Below are 22340 nucleotides of genomic sequence, written 5' to 3'. Positions count from 1 at the left end.
GATAGACTATTAGGAAAATTCACTAATTCACCACTCACTCAATCACAATTAAATACTCATTTGTGAAATTTTTATTCGATGAATAATCCAATCAAAGATCACGCTACGGCGTCGATCGAGTTCAATAAAGACGAAGACTACGTAAATTGGCATGACGAAACGCTTTGGTTTGTACGTTCAAAACGTGACAGAGCCGTTTTTCAAATCCCTGAATGGGAACAATTACGGGAAGCAGGTTCGCAAATCAAAAATCATGTATTATCAAATATGCATGATTTGCTAGTGCAGTTTGAAGAAAAAGCGACCGCAAATGGTATCAAAGTTCACTGGGCTGCTGACGGAAAAGAACATAACGAGATTGTACATGCTATCTTGAAAAAAGAAGGCATTACTCGTATGGTAAAGTCGAAGTCTATGTTAACGGAAGAATGTCATTTAAATCATTTCTTGGAAGAACAAGGCATAGAAGTAATCGATTCTGATTTGGGCGAGCGTATTGTTCAGATGAGAAATGAACCACCTTCACACATTGTATTGCCTGCTATTCACCTCAAAAAAGCTGACGTTGGTGAAACTTTCCATATACATTTAGGGACTGAAAAAGGCGCTACCGACCCACAATATCTTACAGAGGCTGCTCGTCAGCATTTAAGAGATACTTTCTTGATCAGAAAAGTAGCTTTGACAGGCGTAAACTTTGCCATTGCTGAGACAGGAGGTTTTGTAGTTTGTACCAACGAGGGTAACGCAGATATGGGTGCCCACTTGGCTGATGTGCATATTGCTTCGATGGGTTTTGAAAAGATTATACCTCGTGCTGAACACCTGAGTGTTTTCTTGAGATTATTGGCAAGAAGTGCTACAGGGCAACCGATTACTACTTTCTCTAGTCATTTTCATACACCACGCGAAGGGCAAGAAATGCATATTATCTTAGTAGATAATGGCAGGACTACTCAATTGGGTCGTCCAGATTTCAGAAATTCTTTGAAATGTATCCGTTGTGCGGCTTGTATGAATACCTGTCCAGTGTACCGTCGTTCAGGGGGATTCAGTTATCACTCGGCTGTGGCTGGACCAATTGGTTCTATATTGGCTCCGAACTTGGATATGGAAAAGAATGCAGATTTACCTTTTGCTTCTACGCTTTGCGGATCATGTTCAAATGTTTGTCCCGTTAAAATCGATATTCATGACCAATTATATAAATGGCGCCAAGTATTGGTGCAAGGCGGGCATGTTTCTAAAGTAAAAGCTGCTGGTATTAATTCCATGGCAATGGTGTTAAACTCTCCTAAATTCTTTAGAACAGCAGGTAAACTAGGAAGATTCTTTATGAAAAATACTCCTTTCTTAGTAAACAATGGCTTGAATCCTTGGTACAACCAAAGAGAAATGCCTGAGCCACCTAAAGAAAGCTTTAGAGAGTGGTATGTTCGTGAAAAAGGATTATAAGACTTTAGGAATTTAAGATTTAAGACGTGAGATACTAGACATTAGACTTGTTCAGTGAGTTCCTACAACCGTGGTCTGTGTCCTCACAGACCACTATCGTCCAATGTCGTTCGCTGTGGTCTGTGAAGACACAGACCACGGGTATTAGATATGAACATCTAGCGTCTAGCATCTAATATCTAACGTCTAATACCTTACATCTTCCAGTCCTAAAGTCCCCAAATCCTAAAGTCAAAAAAATAAAAAGATGTCAAGCAGAGAAAAAATATTATCACTTATCAAACAGAACCAGCCTGAATATAGAGAGTTGACTGTTCAGTTTAAGTTTGATACGGCTTATGAAAATAATTTCAATAAGTTTGCTGAGATTCTCAGTTTTGTAGGGGGTAAAGCCGTTGCTGTGAACTCGTATGAAGAAATAAAAGCAGATATTCAGGCACATTATCAAGGCGTAACAAATATTGCTTCTACAGTAGAGGAACTAGCTGAGTTAGCCGACTTTAGTTTGAATATTAGTGACCCACATGAGCTAGAAACCTTGAATTTAGCCATCATCAGAGGCGATTTTGGAGTGGCAGAAAATGGGGCTATTTGGGTTTCTGAAAAACAGCTACCACATAGAGTATTACCGATGATTACCCAGTACTTAGTGATGATTATCAAAGGTTCTGAAATCGTAACTAATATGCATCGTGCTTATGAACGCATAAAAGTAGATGAAACAGGCTTCGGAACTTTTATTTCGGGACCTTCTAAAACAGCCGATATTGAACAAAGCTTGGTAATAGGGGCGCATGGAGCTAGAGGGTTGACGGTGTATGTGCTTCCATAGATAAGAAATTACATCAATATAGAGTATAAGGCAAAGGAAGAAATTCACTTGCCTTTTTTTATTGTATGAAGATTAATATCAATTAATAAAGTTATGGTTGTATTATGTGAAATTGTATCTGCTTTTAGTACCTTTAAAAATTAGTGAATACACGACAATGATAAACGAAAAAGAAAATACTAAGATTAGTAAATTTCTAAGCTCAGTATTACGCCACAAACCAGAAACTATTCAAATAAATCTTGATGAGAATGGCTGGACTAGTGTTGATAAATTAATTGAAAATGCACATAAATTTGGATATCATTTTGATAGAGAGATACTTAAATTTATTGTTGAGACGAATGCAAAAAAACGATTTGCTTTTAATGACAACTTCGATAAAATAAGGGCTAATCAAGGACATTCAGTTGAGGTTGAACTTGGTTATTCTCCTCAGATTCCTCCAGTAATTCTTTATCATGGGACAAGTGAAAAATCAGTAGCATTAATTTTACAAACAGGTTTAGAGAAACAAAGTCGCCATCATGTTCATCTAAGTAAAGATGTGGATACTGCTTTGGTAGTAGGTACACGACACGGAAAACCTTTTGTGTTTGAAGTGTTAGCAGAGCTTATGCATTCAGATGGCTTCGAGTTCTATTTATCTGAGAATGGCGTTTGGCTTACTGATAATGTGCCAGTTAAATATTTGAGAGAATACAGGAATTAATTATTACTAACACTGTTTTTATGGTTTGTATCTTAAACCTTTAAAATAGATATACGAATGAAACAGAGTATTATACAAATTGCGATAGTAGTAGATGATTACGATATGGCAATTGAATTTTATACAAAGAAATTGCAATTTGAACTTATCGAAGATACTCAATTGAGTGAAACCAAAAGATGGGTTTTAGTAAGTCCACAAAATTCAAATGGTTTTTGTTTGCTGTTGGCCAAAGCCGCTAATCAAGAACAAATGAAAGCGGTGGGTAATCAATCGGGAGGTAGAGTATTCTTGTTTTTAAATACGGATGATTTCTGGAGAGATTATCAATATATGAAAAGTGAAGGCATTGAATTTGTGAGAGAACCTGTTGAAGAAGTTTATGGAATTGTAGCTGTCTTCAAAGATTTATATGGTAATCTGTGGGACTTGATAGAGCAAAAAGGCAAGTGATATATGTTTCACTTGCCTTTTTAGTTAGCAATAAAGCAAACAGAAATACTTACTTCATCATCGCCAAATTATAAATCTCATACCAATCTTCATGGCTCAATTTAATGTCTGTTGCACTCACTGCATTACGGATTCTTTCCTCAGAGAGTGAACCAATAATCGGCAAAGTACCTAATTGTAAAAGCCAAGCTACCGCAGTTTGTTCAACATTAGCATCATATTTTTCGCCAATTTCTGTCAATTTGGCTCTTATAATAGACGATTTAGCATCAGTACCATCCAAAATCTTACCACCAGCCAACGGAGCCCACGCCAAAGGCTTGCTAAAACGTTGTTTAATAAAGTCTAATCTACCATCTTCAATCGCTGAGGTATTGATAAGGTTTAGTTCAATATGGTTTGTTACGATGGGTTTACGTAAATACGATTCTAGTAACTGATGCTGAAATACGGTTAAGTTACTAACGCCTACGTGTTTGATTTTACCGCTGTTTACCAACTCTCTTAATATCTGTGCTGTTTCTTCAGGATTACTAATCATGTCGATTTGATTCAACAAGAAAATATCGAGATAATCAGTTTTAAGTCTTTTTAAAGAGTTGTTTACACTTTCTAGCAAATACTTTTCGCTGTTGTCAAAATAAGTATAACCCTTATCAGACTTACGAACGCCACATTTGCTGAAAAGGACAATCTCTTCTCTTTTGATTGCTTTTTGCTGAATGAGTTTCCCAAAATATTCTTCGATGGTATAATTGCCATAAATATCTGCATGGTCAAAAGTATTGATACCTAATTCCAAGCATAAATTAACAATCCTCTCCATATTAGCAACAGTCTCAGCACCATTGTCTGTCCATCTCCAAAACCCATAGATTGCCTCAGAAACCTTTGGACCAGAATCACTCAAATAGACTTTATTCATAAAAATTAATTGGTTTTAATATAATCGAATACAAGATTGCTCAAAGATTGGAAAATTATATAAAACAGAAAACAAAAAGGCTGATAAATTCTGTATAGGAGCGATATTAAAGGCGATTATTAACGTAGAGAGAGATAAATTGACGATTTATTGCTTTGATTGAGCAATTTAAGGCTCTTATAGATTAATGAAAGTAAGAACCTGCTCTTCAAAAAATATTTTTGTAGAGTGGGATTTTAAAAATGAATTGCTCTGGTAAAATAGAAAACTATTTTTAATGGTATAAATACGATTATATAAAAGTAAAGAATTTTATTTCATTATTTGAAATGAATTTTTTGACGGTTTGTGTAGTTAATTTTTAAAGTATATATTTGTAACCATTGTGTAAGGTTAAATAACTTGGTTATGAATGAATATTTGACATTAGCGGAAGCTTCTGAATTAATTGGAAAAAGTAAAGAAACATTAAGACGTTGGGATAAGGAAGGTAAATTATCCGCTGTTCGTGAACCTATGAGCAATTACCGAGTATATAGAAAACAAGAAGTAGAAACCCTTTTTGCAACATTTTATGCAAAAACAATCCAAGAAAGTATTTCAAATTATGTAGAACCTGAGAATGAATATTCTGTATTAGAACTATTCGCAGGTGCTGGAGGGTTGGCAGTTGGAATGGAAAAAGCAGGACTTAAATGTGTAGCACTTAATGAAATAGACAAATGGGCTTGTCAGACTTTACGAATTAATAGACCAAATTGGAACGTATTAGAAGGCGATATTAAAGATTTTGATTTTTCGGAATATCATAATAAAGTTGATGTTGTGACTGGTGGTTTTCCTTGTCAAGCTTTTAGTTATGCTGGAAAGAAACTTGGTCTAGCTGATGCAAGAGGAACACTTTTCTATGAATTTGCCAGAGTCGTAAGTGAAGTTAATCCACCAATTTGTATTGGAGAGAATGTTAGAGGCTTATTAAGCCACGAAAATGGTAAGACTTTACAAGGAATGATTTCAATATTAGATGAAATTGGCTACAAAGTCGTTCCCATACAAGTGTTGAAAGCTATTAATTATAAAGTGCCTCAGAAAAGAGAGAGACTCATATTAGTAGGAATTAGAAAAGATATTGATTTGGAATATGAATATCCTAAACCTTATAAAAAGATATATAACCTAGTAGATGCTTTAAAAAAAGGAGAGCTGTTTGATACAGATGTGCCTAAATCAGAGGGAGCAAAGTATCCTAAAAGCAAAATCGATGTTTTAAAACTAGTCCCTCAAAAAGGATATTGGCGTGACTTACCATTAGATATTCAAAAACAGTTTATGGGAGGGAGTTTCTTTTTAGGAGGAGGGAAAACAGGTATTGCAAGAAGAATAGGTTGGGATGAACCCTGTTTAACGTTGACTTGTAGTCCAGCCCAAAAACAAACTGAAAGATGTCATCCTGAAGAGACCAGACCTTTTACTGTTCGTGAGTATGCGCGTATACAGACTTTTCCAGATGATTGGAAGTTTGAAGGTTCGATAGCTCAACAATATAAGCAAATAGGTAATGCTGTTCCTGTAAATTTAGGAAGAGAAGTAGGCTATTCAATTATAAAGTTTTTAAATCAATATTATAGCTTGTCAAAACCCAAATAATAATTATAATTTTCAAATGAGATTTGGTCTAAAATGCTTTTATGTGTTATTTCGATTTTAGTTTTAATTTCGTCTAATGCCGAATTTTGGGCCAATTCTCCATTTTTTTCTATAGTGTCAAGATACTCCTTAATGGCAATAGGAAGCACTTTGTATAGTTGAAGAAATGCTTCCTCATTACCAGTCAATGTGGCATAAAATTGGTCACCTGATATTTTATAAACACGACTGTGGCTATATTCTTTTCCATTTATCTCTCCATACCATTTTTCGTTGAAACTCCCCTTTGCTAAAATTTGAACCCAATAACATTTTGATTGTTTATAATTGTCTGCATACCGTGCCAGCTTTTGAAATAAGCTTTCTGCGGAACTACTATTCATCGTGTTGTGCTTATTTTTTATATCTGCAAATAAAGTGTTGTCTTTTGCTTTAATATCAAACCCACTCAATTTTCCAACTTCAAACCCTTCAATTCCTCCTAGAATTTGCTCATGAAAAGTGCCAATTGAGTTATTAATTGATTTGTCTATTTGTCTTAAAATTTCAGCTTGTATAAGACTTTCTTCATCAATATCATTAAACTTAGCATCAAAGGTTAGTTTAATTGTATCAACTTTATTACTATAAAAACTCTTCTTTGTTATATTATTTTTAGCTCTTAAATAAGCATTATGAAGGTTTGCAATACACTCTAGTAGATGTTCGTCTGTAATGTAGTTGAGATATTTATTATTCATCAATTATTTGTAGTTTATATTTTAAGGAAAAGTTAAAAGCTAGCGTGAAGGTAATTAACAAATTACTAAAAGCAAAAGTAGTATTATATGTGAAAACTTTTATAAAGGGTTAAAACTCAACAAAAAATGATCAAGCACTACACCTATATCAATCATGAAAATCTTGAAAGTATGTTCTCCCGAACTTAATTCCTTTGTTTTTAATATTCTTTTAGCGGTATTCGTTAATACATTTTGTTTCCATTCTTCGCTTCTATCGTACGTCTGAAAATTAACAAATTGTACCTTTTGATCATCAATCTGTATGCCTATTCTTTGTCCTATACTAAACTGAAGAGGGTGTAATGGCAATGCAACGACTGTTAATTTTAATGCTGATTTTTCGCTAACATTGAACCGATAAGTCAAAGTAGGAAGTTCGCCGAGATTGGTGCTATCAAGAGATGTGCCTAATTGAAATGGTCCACTCACTACGGATGAGCCTGAGAAACTAGGTTCAGCTATCTTTTTCCAAAAAGCTTTTGCCCCTTGTTTTACAGAGATAAAGTCTCCAGCAGGAATCTTTGTTGTCTTTTGTGTGACAACAGTTTTCTTTTGTTCAACTTTTAATAACTTCTCTGGACTGTTAAATACAGGCAAATCTCTAGGCGAAGCATCCATCATAAATTTCCATTTCCCGCCCGCCAATTGATTATTATAATAACTTGTCAACTCCTGAATACCTTGGTAGCTTTTTATCGAAGCCTTTAGATTTTCATCTGCATTGTCTCTTTGGTCAATTGGTTTTTCATAAAACTTATCCAAATACAAGAATTTCTGATTCATTTTACTAGCAGCCAAAATAGGATATTCAACTAACTGAAAATAAGCATCAGACAATGATTTATCAGCAGGACGATTGTCAAGTGTTTCTTTTTCTAATTGTAAATAATCCTTTAGTCTTTCGTCTATTTCAGCAGCACTAAAATCTGTAGGATGTGTAGCCCTTGTAGGTTCTGTTTGGCTCCAGCCCATAAATTCAGGCTTACGAACAAAGGCCAATTGATAATATTTCCATAGTAAATCAGCAGGCTTAGTACTTTTTAAGAGCGAATAAGTCCAGTTACTTAAATGTTCTTTGATGCTTTTTCCTTGTTGAAAAGGCTTGATATTATAAGCCATATCCAAAAACAATTGTGTGCCATATTCATTGGCTTTAATATCTCCAACATTCACTATCCATATCTTTCTAGCGTCCATTTCATAGGCTTTGTTCATTTCAAAATGAATTAAAGCAGGGTGAGTAGTACCTAGCCAAAGATAATCGTGTGGTCTGCCCCAATATGAAATATGATAATAAACTCCTGAGCCTCCTTTGCGTTTTCTTTCGGCCTCGTTGCTTAAATTTTTAATATATCCATAGTTATCATCAGGCCACATTAGCGTAATATCGTCGGGCACTTTCAAGCCATTTTCATAAAGATGCAATACCTCTTTGTAGAGTGTCATCGTTTGCGGGATGTCCTCCAATGGTTTGTTGAGGTTTTTCTTTAGCAAATCTCTTTGGAGTTGTATAATTTCCTCTGTTGTTTCTACGGCTTTGCTAATGTCTTTTACCCCTTCCATACCACTATCATGCTTGCCACGCATACCTAGGGTATAAAAGTTTTCATAATCTTTAATTTCCTTAATTCTACTTTCCCAATAGTTAATAATTTTATCTTTGTTGGTAAAATAATTATAGTCGCCCATAGTTTTATCTATCCATTCATCTACATTATTTCGCATCATAGGTTCTGCGTGGGAAGTCCCCATAATGATTCCATACTTTTTAGCTATTTCTTTATTTTCTGGGAAATGATAAAAAGCCTTTGTAGAAGGGTGCATTGCTGGCCAAATAGTGTTAGCTTTTAGTCTTAGTAATAATTCAAAAACTTTGGCATAAGTAGCAGGACCAATATCTTTTGTGTGTGTATCAAATGTTTTGGCAGCCCAAGGTTGTAAGCCCCAATCTTCGTCATTGATAAAAATACCACGGTATTTTACCGAAGGTTCTGCGCTGATAGTGTCTCTGATAATAACTTTTTTACTTGTCAATTTAGCAATCGGTATATCATCCCAAAAATACCAAGGATTTACTCCTAATTTTTTAGAAAGCTCGAATACGCCATAAGCCAATCCTCGGGCATCGCTACCTGTAATTATTAATATTTGCTTTTTCCCTTTACTTTGGTTGCTATAACTAAATACTTCCCATTTCCCTGCTATTTTTTTATCGTTTTGTGTGATTAAGTTTTTCAATTCAGCAGGTACTTTGTCGCCAACAATTCTTAGAATAATCTGAGGATCTGTTTTTTGATTAAGATTTACCTTTATCCCAAAAACCTGTTCAATGTCTTGTTTAAATAACTCAGCAGTAGTGTTTACTAAAGGATGTTGCGAAGAATAGACAATGTTGATAGTGGGTGTAAACTCAAAAGATGAATTGTTTTTCTGAGAAAAGGCATTGAAAACGAAAAATATTAAGAAAATAAACGATAGTTTCAATTTCATAGGAATAATATTTAAGGATTGATGTGATGCTTTATAAAGCTAAATTTCTAAGTAATCTACTGATTAGTCGGTCTATATCAGGTTGAAAAGATAATCACCTGCCTCATTTTGGATACAATATCAAGGGATTTGGCTACTTTTTTAAATTGGTGTTTATAGAACTTTGTCATGTTAAAGATAAACACTCATCTTAAAAATTAAATCATGAACAACTTAAATAAAATTGCATTAGGAAATCAAGGATTAATAGTGCCAAAAATTGGCTTAGGCTGTATGGGTATGACCCAAATAGCTGGAGCAGATATTTATGGAAAAGCCGACGAAGCTGAATCAATTGCTACTATTCATCGTTCATTAGAATTAGGAGGGAACTTCCTAGATACAGCCGATTTGTATGGTCCATTGGCAAATGAAAGGCTGATATCAAAAGCTATTAAAGGTAACAGAGATAAATACATTATTGCTACAAAATTTGGGTTTGAAATTGATGAAAATGAACAGCTTACTTGGCAAATAAATGGTAAACCTGAATATGTTAAAAAAGCCGTTGAGCGTTCGCTGAAAAACCTTGGGACAGATTATATCGACTTATATTATCTTCATAGATTAGATGCTAATACGCCCATCGAAGATACGGTTGGTGCAATGGCTGATTTGGTAAAAGAAGGTAAGGTGGGCTATATCGGGCTTTCGGAAGTGTCTTCTGAAACCATCAAGAAAGCACATCATGTACATCCATTAACAGCGATACAAACAGAGTATTCTTTATTTGAAAGGACTGTTGAAGAAGCAGGTATTTTAACAACACTAGAGGAATTGAATATTGGCTTTGTAGCCTATTCTCCTTTAGGAAGAGGATTCCTTTCTGGAGATATTGAAATTAAAAGTCCAGATGATTTTCCTGCTGATGATTTTAGAAGAAGTATTCCTCGTTTTCAAGGTGAAAACTTCTATAAAAATCTTGAATTGGTGAGCGAAATCAAAAAGCTTGCTGATGAAAAAGGTATTAGTCCTTCACAATTAGCCATCACTTGGATTATCTCTAAAGGATATTTGCCAATTCCAGGAACGAAACGAGTGAAATATGTTGAGCAAAATATTGAGACAATCAATATTCACTTAAGTACCGACGAATTAAATAGATTAGAAAGTATCGTTCCATTAGGCACATCAACAGGCGACCGTTACGATGCTTGGGGGATGTCTATGGTAGGGTAGTAAGAATGATATTTTAAGGAAAGACTTTAAAAGACTTTCCTGTTTTATCTTTTTTGAAACATTTACGAAAATGAAAAAAGAAACCAATCTGCCATATATCATCAATTCAATTTCTGAATTACACCGCCTGTTGGGTTTACCTAAGCCCGAACACCCTTTGGTAAGTGTAATTAGTATGAACAGCATTAATTGTCATTTTGATGATAATATGAAGAGTGTTATCTATAACTTTTATTCTATTTGTATCAAAAAGGATTTTACAGGCAAGTTAAAGTATGGACAAAACTATTATGATTTTGATGAAGGATTAATGACGTTTTTCTCGCCTGGACAAGTCATCTCAACGGTCGTGACAGAAGATATTGCTTTAAAAGGTTGGTGGTTGGTTGTCCATCCTGATTTTATCCGTAATTATTCCTTACAAAAGACGATTAAAGAGTATGGCTTTTTCTCTTATGCAGTAAATGAGGCACTTCATCTCTCTGAAAAAGAGGAGGCTATGCTAGATACTATCATTAAAAATATCGAACAGGAATACGGTTCTGTGATTGATAAGTTTAGTCAGGATGTCATCGTTTCTCATATAGAGCTATTACTAAATTACTGTAATCGATATTATAACAGACAGTTCATTACCCGTAAAACGGCTAATGACGAACTTTTAATAAAACTAGATGAGTTGCTGGCAAGTTATTTTGATTCGGGTAAAAATCAACAATTAGGCTTACCAACTGTTCAATACCTTTCGGCACAATTGAATGTTTCGGCGAATTATTTAAGCGATATGCTTAGGAGTTTAACAGGGCAAAGTACACAGCATCATATCCATACAAAGCTGATTGAAAAAGCAAAAGAGATATTGACAACAACCTCTTTATCTGTTAGTGAGATAGCCTATCAATTAGGGTTTGAACATCCACAGTCATTCAGTAAATTATTCAAGAACAAAACCAATGTTTCTCCGTTAGAATTTAGACATTCTTTTAATTGAGGGTAAGATACATATTGCAAAACCCCCATTCACCAATTCTGGTAAATGGGGGTTTCTTGTAATATAATCAAAGCGATATGCTTATTTCGAAGTAAGTACTGCTCCGTAATACTCACGGTTCATACGTGCGATATTTTCTAGTGAAATACCTTTTGGACATTCAGCTTCGCAAGCACCTATGTTTGTACAAGCACCAAAGCCTTCAACATCCATCTGAGCCACCATGTTTTCAGCACGAATTGTACGTTCAGCTTGTCCTTGTGGAAGTAAAGCCAATTGTGAAATTTTTGCTGATGTAAACAACATCGCAGAAGCATTTTTACAAGCGGCTACACAAGCACCACAACCGATACAAGCTGCTGCGGCGAAAGCTTCGTCAGCATCTGGTTTAGCAATTGGTAGAGAGTTCGCATCTTGTGCATTACCCGTGTTTACCGAAATATATCCACCCGCAGAAATGATACGGTCGAATGAAGAACGGTTTACAGCTAAATCTTTTACGATTGGGAATGCTTTTGCTCTCCAAGGTTCTACAGTAATAGTGTCTCCATCTTTAAAGCTTCTCATGTGAAGCTGACAAGTCGTAACACCTTTGTTTGGCCCGTGTGGCTCACCATTGATGTACATTGAACACATCCCACAGATACCTTCACGGCAGTCGTGGTCGAAAGCTACTGGAGTTTCGCCTTCGGTGATAAGACGTTCGTTTAATACGTCGAACATCTCTAAGAATGACATATCTTCAGAGATGCCTTTTACATCATATTGCTGAAAATTGCCTTCGCTATTTGCATTTTTCTGACGCCAAACCTTTAGCGTCAAATTCATATTTCCTTCCATTTCTGAATCAATTTGAAGATTTGAAAATTTGAAGATTTGAAAATGAATAAAAATAATATTTAGATGAAAGATTATTTTTTATCCATTTTTGAGCTACTAATTATTCTTGATAGTATTCGAATAATCTGAGTTAATTCTTCAATGATAATTTGTTCTGGTTGCGGATAGGATGCTGATAACTCACAAAGTTTTAGCCAATAAGTTACTTCGTCGGCTTCTTTAGCAGCAATTTTTATCTTATGAATAAAATCTGCTTTACTTTCTGAATTCTGAGCTTCCCAAACATTTGCTCCAATAGATGTTCCTGCTCTCAATAATTGTTTGGCAACAACAAATTTTCTATTGGTTTCTAATATCTCACTGAATTTGATGATTTGTATTGAAAATAAAAGTGTTTTGCTTACAATAAGATTTTCTTTGTCGTTTCGCATAAGGTGTAGGCTTTAAATTTTAAGCGCTTTATTTTACACTAAAATAAAACATCTCTTTCAAATTCTTTGCCTAATACTTTCAAAACTTTCATTTTCAAATTTTCAAATCATCAAATTTTCAAATTATTTGTAACTTCTCTGAGCAATCTTAATATTCTCATAAATCAATTCCTCTTTGTGTAATTCGAATTGAGAGTCGCCTTTGTATTCCCAAGCAGCTACGTAAGCGTAGTTCTCGTCATCACGAAGGGCTTCTCCTTCTTCTGTTTGGTATTCCTCACGGAAGTGACCACCACAAGATTCGTTACGGTTCAAGGCATCGATACACATCAATTCTCCTAGTTCGATAAAGTCAGCTACACGCGTTGCTTTTTCTAATTCAGGGTTAAATTCATCAGCATCACCTGGAATACGTACATCCGACCAGAATTGTCTTTTGATTTCTTGAATTTCAATGATAGCTTCTTTCAATCCTTTTTCGTTACGAGCCATTCCACATTTATCCCACATAATTAAGCCTAATTTCTTGTGGAAATAATCAACAGATTTTGTCCCTTTGATAGACATCAACTTGTCGATAGTATCTTGTACAGCTTTTTCAGCAGCAACGAACTCAGGAGCATCTGTTGGAATCGCTTTAGTACGAATATCACCAGATAAATAAGCACCGATAGTATAAGGAATCACGAAATAACCATCAGCCAAACCTTGCATCAATGCAGATGCACCCAAACGGTTAGCACCGTGGTCAGAGAAGTTAGCCTCGCCCATTGCATAAAGCCCTGGAACAGTAGTCATTAAGTTATAATCAACCCAAAGTCCACCCATTGTATAGTGAACTGCAGGATAAATACGCATTGGCAATTCGTAAGGGTCTTCACCAGTAATTTGCTTGTACATATCAAACAAGTTACCATATTTCTCTTTCACAACCTCTTTACCCATTGTCTGCAACTCTTCAGTAGTAGCATTGTGCATCCCTTTTTTCGTAGCCTCTCCACGTCCATAACGCAAGATAGCCGCAGCGAAGTCAAGATAAACCGCTTTTTTAGAAGCACCCACACCGTACCCTTCATCGCAACGCTCTTTAGCCGCACGCGAAGCAATATCACGAGGTACTAAGTTACCGAAGGCAGGATAACGACGCTCTAAGTAATAATCGCGTTCCTCTTCAGGAATATCAATAGCTAGACGAGTATCGTTTTGTTTTAACGGCACCCAGATACGACCATCGTTACGTAATGATTCCGACATCAAAGTAAGCTTTGATTGGTGGTCGCCAGAAACTGGAATACAAGTAGGGTGAATTTGTGTATAGCAAGGGTTTCCGAAGAAAGCACCTTTTTTATGCGCTTTCCAAGCCGCCGTTACGTTTGAACCCATTGCGTTGGTAGACAAGTAAAATACGTTTCCGTATCCACCAGTACCCAACAACACAGCGTGACCAAAGTGACGTTCTAATTTACCAGAAATCAAATCACGAGCGATGATACCACGTGCTTTGCCGTCTACCATTACTACGTCCATCATTTCGTGGCGCGTAAACAATTCTACATTACCTAAACCTACTTGGCGTTGTAAAGCAGAATAAGCACCTAATAATAATTGCTGACCAGTTTGTCCTGCCGCATAAAAAGTACGTTGTACCTGTGTACCACCGAAAGAACGGTTAGATAACAAACCACCGTATTCACGTGCAAAAGGAACACCCTGAGCCACACATTGGTCGATGATGTTACCAGATACTTCAGCCAGACGGTGAACGTTTGCTTCACGAGCACGGTAGTCACCACCTTTGATAGTATCATAAAAAAGACGGTAAACAGAGTCACCATCGTTTTGGTAATTTTTAGCAGCGTTAACCCCACCTTGTGCAGCGATTGAGTGTGCACGGCGAGGAGAATCTTGGAAACAGAAAGCCTTAACTTTATATCCCATTTCAGCTAAAGAGGCTGCCGCAGAAGCACCAGCTAGGCCAGTTCCTACAACAATAATTTCAATATTCCGCTTATTTGCGGGGTTTACCAAGGGTACAGTAGAACGGAACTTTGTCCATTTTTCTGGTAATAATCCTCCTGGTATTTTAGCATCTAATTTAGTTGACATAATTTTTGATTAAGAATTATGATTGAGAATCGTGTGATGGAGTGATGAAAGAGTATCATGAAATGTATACATTTATATCATATATACTTTTTCATTATGCAATCCATCCGAAATACATTGCTATTGGCATTGCTGCAAAAATAATGGGTACGATAATCGAAAACCCAGTACCCAATGACTTAACAAATGGAGTATATTTCGGGTGATTCCATCCCATCGTTTGAAAAGCACTTTGGAAACCATGTAATAAATGGTAGCCCAGAGAAATGCAACCCAATACATAAACAACAACAACAATTGGGTTTTCAAAAACTTCTTTCATTTCACCGAAAAGAGTTTCTCTTCCACTTGTAATCTCATCAGTAAAACGGCTAACTACCCAAAAATGACGAAGGTGAATAATTAGGAAAATCAATAATAATGAACCTAATAGTCCCATAGAACGTGAATACCATGTAGAATTAGCTTCTCCTTTTACGATAGCATACTTTACAGGACGCTTCTCTGAATTTGTCTTCCAAAGCATCAATCCATCCACAATGTGGATAATAAAGCCTAGCATCAAGCCTACTTCTGCAGTCCTGATTAGCCAGTTGTGCGCCATAAATTCTGCTGCTTCATTGAAAGTTTCGCCACCGTCGTTTAAAAAAATACATGCATTGATTCCACAGTGTACTACAAGAAAGCCTATCAACGATAATCCCGTAATGGCCATCAGTAGTTTTCTACCCAGTGAACTCGTTAGTGTTTTTGTTACCCAAGACATCTTTTAATTGTTTTAGTTATCAGTAAAATGGTTAATAGTTTTAGGTGAGTAGATAATAATCATGGGTGAATTTGATTCTTTGAAAGGCTAAATGTCACGAATAATCAGTATCTAGTATTTTAAAACTAAATATCCTCCCCAAAACTACGACCCAAACAATTGTGTATCAAATTATCTATCACTTTTTAGCAATTATTTATAATGTTTTTACGTTTTTTTACAATAAAATAAGACTTAGATCTTGTTTTTATTGTTAAAGATTAATTTTGAAGAGCCTTCCTGCTGGCTCTTGTAATTTAACTTAATGTTCGATTTTTTGTTTCGTTAGTTAGCCAAAAAAATAATATATAACTTGTAGGCAAATCATCCGAATTTTATATTCTAAATTTTTATGAGATTTAAACAATTTTACCTTTTTGTATTAGGCCTTTTACTGGTACTTTTCACTACAGAGTCTTTCGCAACACACATGAGAGGCGGAGAAATTTCTGTAAAAAGAATTTCATCAACTTCATTTACCTATGAATTTACACTAACAATTTATTGTGACTTAAACACAGGATTTAGAGCGTGGCAAGACCAACGCGATGCGTCTTTTTGTTTTGGTGATGGTATTGGTAGTATCAGGGCTCCTCGTATCAACGGCGGTGGTAATGGGGAAGATATTGGTAATGGAATCGGGAAAGGTATCTATAAAGCAATTTATACCTATTCGGGTGCGGCAGATTATAAAGTAACTGTAGCGATTTCTAACCGAAACCAAGGAGTAAGAAATATCGGTGGGGCATCTGATGCAGTGGCCTTTTATGTAGAAACTATTTTTAAAGTAAACCCAGGACTAGGACTTAACTCTACGCCAGTGTTATTAAATCCTGCGGTTGATTTAACAGCCGTTGTAGGTCAAAAATTTATTCATAATCCCAATGCCATTGATGTAGATGGCGATAGTTTGGCGTACCGTCTTACTTTTTGTAGAAGAGGTGACCAAGATAACTGTACTGATAGAAAAGGAGATTCAGTACCAGGTTTCCGTCAGCCTAACGAAGTAGCTACTACACCAAGTAGCTTTACAATTAATGCATTAACGGGTGATTTGATTTGGGATGTGCCTCAAGAAATCGGCTTGTATAACTGTGCATTTTATGTAGAAGAGTGGCGAAATGGTGTATTGATTTCTATTACAGAAAGAGATATGCAAATTGAAGTAAAAGATGCCGACAATAAACCTCCAGTGATTAAAGTACCTGATGATATTTGTGTGGAGGCGGGTACATTAATTAGCCAAACTATTACAGCTACCGATACGCCTTCTAACTCTGGCAGAGTAGATAATATGACAATTATCTCAACAGGAGCTGTTTATAGATTACCTGATGGCACTACTTTCATTGGTCCACAATATGCTACGTTTACATCAACTGCTAATCAAGCATCACCTGCTTCTGGTAGATTTGTGTGGCAAACGGGTTGTAACCATATTCGTCAAGAGCCTTATGATATTCTCTTTAAAGCACAGGATTTACCACGGAGTGCGCTTATTCCTAGCTTGGTAGATAGTAAAATCTGGAAGATTAGGATAGTAGCTCCAAGAATTAAAAACCTGAAAGCAACAGGCGATGCTGCCAACAAAACAATTACATTAACTTGGGATAGTTACGCTTGTCAAAATGCAGGTTCTGAAATAGTTATCTATCGTAAAGAGGGTTGTACGAACTATACTCCTAACTCATGTGATACAGGCTTGCCAGCAAGCTTAGGCTATGTAGAGGTAGCGAGAGTACCTGTATCTTCCACAAGCTATGTTGATAAAAACTTAAAAAGAAATACTGATTATAGTTATAGAACAGTAGTGGTATTTACGAATGGTATTAATAAAGCTGAAAGCATTGTGTCAGACCAAACTTGTACTAACTTGCCAATACAGATGTCTGTCATGACGAATGTAACGGTAGACAAAACAGATGCAGCAACTGGCGAGATGACCGTGAAATGGACTCGCCCACTTGGTTTGGATAAAAATGTTTTCAAAGGACCATATCAATATCGTTTGTCAAGAGCAACAGGATTGAACGGAACAAACTTTGTACAAGTTTCTCCAAACATTGATACCGATTTGTCAGGCAAGGCTGATACAATTTTTGTAGATAAAAACCTGAATACAACAGCTAATGCTTATACCTATCGCATTGCATTTTATTATACAAGCAATACAGGCTTAACATTGTTGGATAGTACAGATAAAGCAAGTAGTGTGCGTTTGGCTGCAACACCTGATAAAAAATCAGTTCGTTTGACATGGCAAGCAATAGTACCTTGGAAAAACGAAAACCAAATTCACCGAGTTTATAGAGAAACGCGTTCGGGTTCAGGTGTATTTAACCGTATTGCTGATGTGCCTGTCACTACAGCAGGGACTTTTGCCTTTACTGATACAGGGGCAGATACTTATGCTGCCGACGGAATAGCCCTTGCAAAAATGTCGCAAGATTCTAGCTATTGTTATAAAGTAGAAACAGTGGGTACTTATGGTGATGCAAGGATTAAGCCTGATATCTATTATAACTTCTCGCAGATTATCTGTGCAACACCTTTGAGTGATATTGTGCCTTGTCCTCCACAATTGACCATTGATTTACTTGACTGTGATAAATACAAAAAGGATAATACCAATTGTGATTTAACATCATTCGAGAATAAGTTAACGTGGACTAATCCAGATAAATCGGCTTCTGGAAGTGATTGTACGAAGGATATTGTAAAATACACGATATATTATGCTGAAAGCTCGGATGGTACTTACACGAAAGTTGGAGAAGTAACCAGCCCGACACCGCCAGCGCAGACGTTTACCCACATAAAAAATGATTCATATTTGGGTTGTTATTATGTGACTGCTACGGATAAATATGGAACTGAAAGTGCGCCAAGTAATAAAGTTTGCAAGGATAACTGTCCTAGTTTTGAATTGCCAAACGTATTTACGCCTAATGGTGATGGTAAGAACGATATTTTCCAAGCAATGAGATGCCCAAGATTTGTTCAAAGCTTGACGTTTAGTGTATACAACCGTGCTGGACAAAAAGTATATGATTATACCGGACCAAAATTAGCTTGGAATGGTACTGACACTAACGGAAAAGAATTGCCAGTAGGAACTTATTTCTACAACGCAGAAGTGAAATTCTTAATGCTAGACCCTAGTTATCCAACAGTTAAATTAAAAGGTTGGATAGAGTTATTGAGATAGTATTATTGGATAGATTGAATCAAATATGAGTTATTCTATTGCAAATTTTCTTATTAAAGTAGTGAGATTTTAAAGATTTTAGGATTTATACTCGTCCTTACTTTTTGCCTTGATGCAAAAAGTAACAAAAAAATCAAGAATTCCTAAACTCGCTCCGCTCAAACAGTAGGAATTCGTTACGTATTAATCATAAAAAGCGGTCAGAAAACTAATTTCTGACCGCTTTTTGATGCTAAAATTCGGAATAGCTTATGTGTTATGATACACTATCAAAAGCTCATAACTCACGGCTATTAAGCTTACAGCTTTATTTTACTTCTTCTTCAAACTTGCCAAGAACTCAATTAAGTCTACTGCCTCTTCTTTACTCATTCCGTCCATCAATCCCGTAGGCATCATTGAATTATTCATCATCTTCATTGATTTTACAGCACTGGTTTTGATATTTTGAACAATTCCTCCTGGCATTTTTAAGCTAATATCTGTTTCAGTTTTTGAAGCAATAATACCACTCATGGTTGAGCCATCTTTCATTTTAATATCCCATCCTTCATACCCAAAACCAATACCTGCATCTGGATACATAATAGCAAAATACTGACCATCCTTTCCTAGTTTTGACCCAATTTCAGAAAGCTTTGGCCCAAAATCCATACCATCGCCATTTATCTGATGACATACCGAACAATTGCTAGCAAATACCGCAGCCCCTCTTTTAGCATCACCCGTTAAAGCAACCAATTCTGTTACAGGAGGTAGCTTTTTAGCGGTACTTGTTGATGCTCCCAAATATTTTGATGCTTCAATACGTACATTTCTACGCCAAGCTTTACTAACACCCTCTACGGCAAAAGGAATATAATCTTTCTCAATTTTACCCTCTTTCAAATATGCCAGAATCAAGTTTTGTCCGCTGTCACTGTCGCCAATAGCCCTTGTAGCTTCACGACGAATACTTACAGAACGTGTCTTATTAAGCATCAAACCCTTTAGTATATCAATCGATACTTGCCCTCCATTTGATTTAATGCCGTTTAATAATTGAAGTGCCAACACTTCTTTTTTAGGGTCATTGATGGTTTGTTTTACGATGATTAACCCTTCTGGAGATTTTATCAAAGCCTCTGCTGCCTGACGTGGCATTTCGCCTTTACTGACCATGCTTAGCAAGCGAGAGTTTTCTTCTGGTAATAAATATTTAGTTTGTAACTCTATGTATTCTTTCCCACTCAAGGTACTCAATAATTTACTGAGCGACTGTTTGGCTAGGGGAGAGGTTCTTACAAAATCTACATCTAAATGGTTTAAGGCTAATTTATTAATGGCGTTTTGGTCAGTAGCATTGCCTTTTAGCAATGATAATAACGTTTCGGATTTCTCTTTTCCTTTGATAAAATCAAAAGCCCTGAAATAGCGTAAACGTTCTTTTAAGCTGATATGACTATCGGTTGCCAAGCTAGCCAAAAACTTGACAGATTCAGTTGTTCTAGCACGCCAAACAATGTCTTTTCCCGCTGGGGTTAACGTTGGGTCTGGTACTTTTTTGAGGTAAGCTGCAAAACAAGCATTCCAATTATTTTCTGCACCAATGCCCAATGCTTCAAGGTACCAACGGTCTTTTCCATCATACTTTGATGCTAAGTCTGCCCAAATGGTAGGAACTTCAGCAGAAGTATTACCGTGCAGTGCAATGGCACATTCTCTCAAAATGTGAGGGTCGTTGCTAGTCGCCAATTGTTTTACATATTCAATCACATTTAGTTTCAACTGGCGTGCTGCACGCAAGCCTGCTATCTTAATATCTGGATTAGCATCAGCTAAGGCTATTTCTACATATTTTTTACCATCGACAATTTTACACAAAGCCCAGAAAGCACGTGCTTTCATTCTTTGGTTGTCTGATGCCCACAGTTTTAATAATTCAGGCTCAGCACTTTTGCCAAATTTAGTCAAGGCTTCCCATGCTAAATACCTTGTAGCAATATTAGGACTTGTTAAAGCCGAAATAGCACCTGTAGGAGTTGATAAATCTAAACTTGGAACGCTGTAAGGCGTATTATTAGGGGCAATTCTATAAATCCTTCCACGCGTTTGGTCACCTGCTTGGTGTCCACCCACGCCTGGGTCATACCAGTCGGCTACGATTAATGAACCATCAGGAGCCACACAAACATCAGCAGGACGGAACCATTGGTCTTTCTCCTGTTTCATGATATTCACAATATCAGCAGTATAGCCAGCACCCGATTTTTGAACTGGATACGAACGCACCACATTATGTCCCGGTTCGCAGTGAATCATTTGTCCTTGAAAAGCACTTGGTAATAAATTGCCCTCATACACAATCATTCCCGTTGGTGAGCCAGAACCTGTCTGTAAAAGGTTGGGTACAGTCCCAGGGTCATTTAAATGCCAGTGGCGTCTTGGTATTTCTTCTTCAATATTGGTACGATTACTTGGCCATGAAGCGTGCGTCATGGCATCTTTATAGCCAAAGTCGCCATATTCCATTACATAATTTATTCTTACCCCTTTGTTGCCATCATCATCATTATCCGATTGCCACATTGTGCCGTAAGAATCAATCGCTACTTCATAGTTATTTCTAAAGTTTTGTCCTAAACATTCTACTTCTGAGCCGTCTATATTACAACGGAATACCATGCCTTCTTGGTAGTTTTTAGGCGAAATCTCTTTGCCAAATTGGTCTTTTACAATATAACCATTCGCATCTTTTAATTGACGTCCTTCGTTTCCAAAGTTGAAATAGAGTTTACCATCTGGCCCAAAAACAAACGTATGCATACCGTGGTCGTGCTGTTCGCCACCTATGCCTTGAAATAAAATCTCTTTTTTATCAGCTTTGTCATCACCATCGGTATCAGTCAATTTCCAGACATAAGGACTTTGTGAAACCAATACCACATTTCCTAATACGGCAATTCCCAAAGGAGCATTCAATGAAGCATCCTGATAGAATATTTTACTGCCGTCTGCTTTGCCATCACCATCTTTATCTTCCAGAATAACAATTCTATCCCCTTCTTTTTTGGTTGGGTTGAGTGTAATATTAGGGCGATAATTATAAGCCTCTAATACCCAAACTCTCCCTTTGGCATCCACATCAATATCCGTGGGATTTATCAACATTGGCTCAGTTGCAAAGGTTTTTACAGCTAATCCATCTGTCATTTTTACACCTTCCAGCGAATTATCGGGTAATCTTTTTTGAGCTTCTGTCAACACCGAATCTACATAATGATTAATAAAGCGACTGGATGGAGAATTTTGATAACCAGTTGTAAGTAATGCACCCCCAAGCAAAATTGCTGGGATTCCAAAACGAAGTTTAGTGGATAATTTATTTGACATGGAAAATATGGTTTATGAACAATAGTTTCAATAATACTTTTCACCTAAAAGTAATATTGCCGTGATTTGTACT

At 36.4% G+C, this 22340-nt stretch carries 16 protein-coding genes; 8 read left to right on the top strand and 8 right to left on the bottom strand.

Annotated elements, in window-relative coordinates; genetic code table 11:
- Positions 1-78 precede the first annotated feature (78 nt).
- From AC1RNE_RS07145 to AC1RNE_RS07130, 4 genes are all read left to right on the top strand, one after another.
- On the top strand, positions 79-1455 hold the full coding sequence (locus AC1RNE_RS07145) for a lactate utilization protein B (RefSeq protein ID WP_492800334.1): 1377 nt from the start codon (positions 79-81) through the stop codon (positions 1453-1455).
- Positions 1456-1702: 247 nt separating this feature from the next.
- A complete protein-coding gene (locus AC1RNE_RS07140) occupies positions 1703-2287 on the top strand; it encodes a LutC/YkgG family protein (protein WP_492800333.1) in 585 nt (194 codons plus the stop codon).
- Between the two features lie 157 nt (positions 2288-2444).
- A complete protein-coding gene (locus AC1RNE_RS07135; protein WP_492800332.1) occupies positions 2445-2999 on the top strand; it encodes an RNA 2'-phosphotransferase in 555 nt (184 codons plus the stop codon).
- A 57-nt stretch (positions 3000-3056) separates the two neighbouring features.
- Entirely contained in the window at positions 3057-3452 is a 396-nt protein-coding gene (locus tag AC1RNE_RS07130) for a VOC family protein (RefSeq protein WP_492800331.1), read from the top strand.
- A gap of 49 nt (positions 3453-3501) precedes the next feature.
- Here the strand turns inward: AC1RNE_RS07130 and AC1RNE_RS07125 are convergent, their stop codons facing one another.
- Complete coding sequence (locus AC1RNE_RS07125) at positions 3502-4377, bottom strand: aldo/keto reductase (RefSeq protein ID WP_492800330.1); 876 nt, start codon at positions 4375-4377, stop codon at positions 3502-3504.
- Between the two features lie 408 nt (positions 4378-4785).
- Between AC1RNE_RS07125 and dcm the strand changes: the two genes are divergently transcribed.
- The gene (gene dcm, locus AC1RNE_RS07120; protein ID WP_492800329.1) at positions 4786-6024 is read left to right on the top strand and encodes a DNA (cytosine-5-)-methyltransferase; all 1239 of its coding nucleotides are present in this window, start codon (positions 4786-4788) and stop codon (positions 6022-6024) included.
- Here dcm and AC1RNE_RS07115 read toward each other — a convergent pair.
- Together AC1RNE_RS07115 and AC1RNE_RS07110 are read right to left on the bottom strand one after the other, a co-directional pair.
- On the bottom strand, positions 6000-6764 hold the full coding sequence (locus AC1RNE_RS07115; protein ID WP_492800328.1) for an Eco47II family restriction endonuclease: 765 nt from the start codon (positions 6762-6764) through the stop codon (positions 6000-6002). The genes dcm and AC1RNE_RS07115 overlap by 25 nt on opposite strands.
- 99 nt (positions 6765-6863) lie before the next feature.
- Positions 6864-9296, bottom strand: a complete 2433-nt coding sequence (locus AC1RNE_RS07110; RefSeq protein ID WP_492800327.1) for a glycosyl hydrolase 115 family protein — start codon at positions 9294-9296, stop codon at positions 6864-6866.
- Between the two features lie 204 nt (positions 9297-9500).
- Here AC1RNE_RS07110 and AC1RNE_RS07105 point away from each other — a divergent pair, with 204 nt between their 5' ends.
- Together AC1RNE_RS07105 and AC1RNE_RS07100 are read left to right on the top strand one after the other, a co-directional pair.
- Positions 9501-10514: an aldo/keto reductase gene (locus AC1RNE_RS07105; protein WP_492800326.1), complete on the top strand. Its 1014-nt coding sequence runs from the start codon at positions 9501-9503 to the stop codon at positions 10512-10514.
- 70 nt (positions 10515-10584) lie between these two features.
- Positions 10585-11505, top strand: a complete 921-nt coding sequence (locus AC1RNE_RS07100) for a helix-turn-helix domain-containing protein (RefSeq protein WP_492800325.1) — start codon at positions 10585-10587, stop codon at positions 11503-11505.
- An 81-nt stretch (positions 11506-11586) separates the two neighbouring features.
- Here AC1RNE_RS07100 and AC1RNE_RS07095 read toward each other — a convergent pair whose 3' ends face one another.
- The 4 genes from AC1RNE_RS07095 to AC1RNE_RS07080 all read right to left on the bottom strand — a co-directional run bounded on the left by AC1RNE_RS07095 (position 11587) and on the right by AC1RNE_RS07080 (position 15648).
- The gene (locus AC1RNE_RS07095) at positions 11587-12333 is read right to left on the bottom strand and encodes a succinate dehydrogenase/fumarate reductase iron-sulfur subunit (protein WP_492803611.1); all 747 of its coding nucleotides are present in this window, start codon (positions 12331-12333) and stop codon (positions 11587-11589) included.
- Positions 12334-12416: 83 nt separating this feature from the next.
- Positions 12417-12776: a four helix bundle protein gene (locus tag AC1RNE_RS07090; protein ID WP_492800324.1), complete on the bottom strand. Its 360-nt coding sequence runs from the start codon at positions 12774-12776 to the stop codon at positions 12417-12419.
- A gap of 123 nt (positions 12777-12899) precedes the next feature.
- On the bottom strand, positions 12900-14882 hold the full coding sequence (locus AC1RNE_RS07085) for a fumarate reductase/succinate dehydrogenase flavoprotein subunit (RefSeq protein ID WP_492800323.1): 1983 nt from the start codon (positions 14880-14882) through the stop codon (positions 12900-12902).
- 94 nt (positions 14883-14976) lie between these two features.
- Positions 14977-15648 carry a succinate dehydrogenase cytochrome b subunit gene (locus AC1RNE_RS07080; RefSeq protein WP_492800322.1) on the bottom strand — a complete coding sequence of 224 codons (672 nt, stop codon included), beginning with the start codon at positions 15646-15648 and terminating at the stop codon, positions 14977-14979.
- Between the two features lie 391 nt (positions 15649-16039).
- Here AC1RNE_RS07080 and AC1RNE_RS07075 point away from each other — a divergent pair, with 391 nt between their 5' ends.
- Positions 16040-18895 (top strand): T9SS type B sorting domain-containing protein, encoded by a 2856-nt coding sequence (locus tag AC1RNE_RS07075; RefSeq protein ID WP_492800321.1) that lies wholly within the window; start codon positions 16040-16042, stop codon positions 18893-18895.
- A 312-nt stretch (positions 18896-19207) separates the two neighbouring features.
- On the opposite strand, the gene AC1RNE_RS07070 is transcribed toward AC1RNE_RS07075, so the two are convergent.
- Positions 19208-22267, bottom strand: coding sequence for a PVC-type heme-binding CxxCH protein (locus AC1RNE_RS07070; RefSeq protein ID WP_492800320.1), 3060 nt, complete (start codon positions 22265-22267; stop codon positions 19208-19210).
- Positions 22268-22340: the final 73 nt, after the last annotated feature.

This window comes from Arcicella sp. GW822-FHT02H01, assembly GCF_058802005.1.
Note: the sequence above shows the minus strand (reverse complement) of the source record. Positions and strands in the feature narration are given on the sequence as shown.

What these genes read in the sequence shown, in the direction of transcription:
- AC1RNE_RS07080 (WP_492800322.1), bottom strand. Translation starts at nt 15,648, where the DNA reads ATGTCTTGGGTAACAAAAACACTAACGAGTTCACTGGGTAGAAAACTA.
- AC1RNE_RS07075 (WP_492800321.1), top strand. Translation starts at nt 16,040, where the DNA reads ATGAGATTTAAACAATTTTACCTTTTTGTATTAGGCCTTTTACTGGTA.
- AC1RNE_RS07140 (WP_492800333.1), top strand. Translation starts at nt 1,703, where the DNA reads ATGTCAAGCAGAGAAAAAATATTATCACTTATCAAACAGAACCAGCCT.
- AC1RNE_RS07145 (WP_492800334.1), top strand. Translation starts at nt 79, where the DNA reads ATGAATAATCCAATCAAAGATCACGCTACGGCGTCGATCGAGTTCAAT.
- AC1RNE_RS07070 (WP_492800320.1), bottom strand. Translation starts at nt 22,267, where the DNA reads ATGTCAAATAAATTATCCACTAAACTTCGTTTTGGAATCCCAGCAATT.
- AC1RNE_RS07130 (WP_492800331.1), top strand. Translation starts at nt 3,057, where the DNA reads ATGAAACAGAGTATTATACAAATTGCGATAGTAGTAGATGATTACGAT.
- AC1RNE_RS07110 (WP_492800327.1), bottom strand. Translation starts at nt 9,296, where the DNA reads ATGAAATTGAAACTATCGTTTATTTTCTTAATATTTTTCGTTTTCAAT.
- AC1RNE_RS07090 (WP_492800324.1), bottom strand. Translation starts at nt 12,776, where the DNA reads ATGCGAAACGACAAAGAAAATCTTATTGTAAGCAAAACACTTTTATTT.
- AC1RNE_RS07105 (WP_492800326.1), top strand. Translation starts at nt 9,501, where the DNA reads ATGAACAACTTAAATAAAATTGCATTAGGAAATCAAGGATTAATAGTG.
- AC1RNE_RS07095 (WP_492803611.1), bottom strand. Translation starts at nt 12,333, where the DNA reads ATGAATTTGACGCTAAAGGTTTGGCGTCAGAAAAATGCAAATAGCGAA.
- AC1RNE_RS07125 (WP_492800330.1), bottom strand. Translation starts at nt 4,377, where the DNA reads ATGAATAAAGTCTATTTGAGTGATTCTGGTCCAAAGGTTTCTGAGGCA.
- AC1RNE_RS07085 (WP_492800323.1), bottom strand. Translation starts at nt 14,882, where the DNA reads ATGTCAACTAAATTAGATGCTAAAATACCAGGAGGATTATTACCAGAA.
- AC1RNE_RS07135 (WP_492800332.1), top strand. Translation starts at nt 2,445, where the DNA reads ATGATAAACGAAAAAGAAAATACTAAGATTAGTAAATTTCTAAGCTCA.
- dcm (WP_492800329.1), top strand. Translation starts at nt 4,786, where the DNA reads ATGAATGAATATTTGACATTAGCGGAAGCTTCTGAATTAATTGGAAAA.
- AC1RNE_RS07100 (WP_492800325.1), top strand. Translation starts at nt 10,585, where the DNA reads ATGAAAAAAGAAACCAATCTGCCATATATCATCAATTCAATTTCTGAA.
- AC1RNE_RS07115 (WP_492800328.1), bottom strand. Translation starts at nt 6,764, where the DNA reads ATGAATAATAAATATCTCAACTACATTACAGACGAACATCTACTAGAG.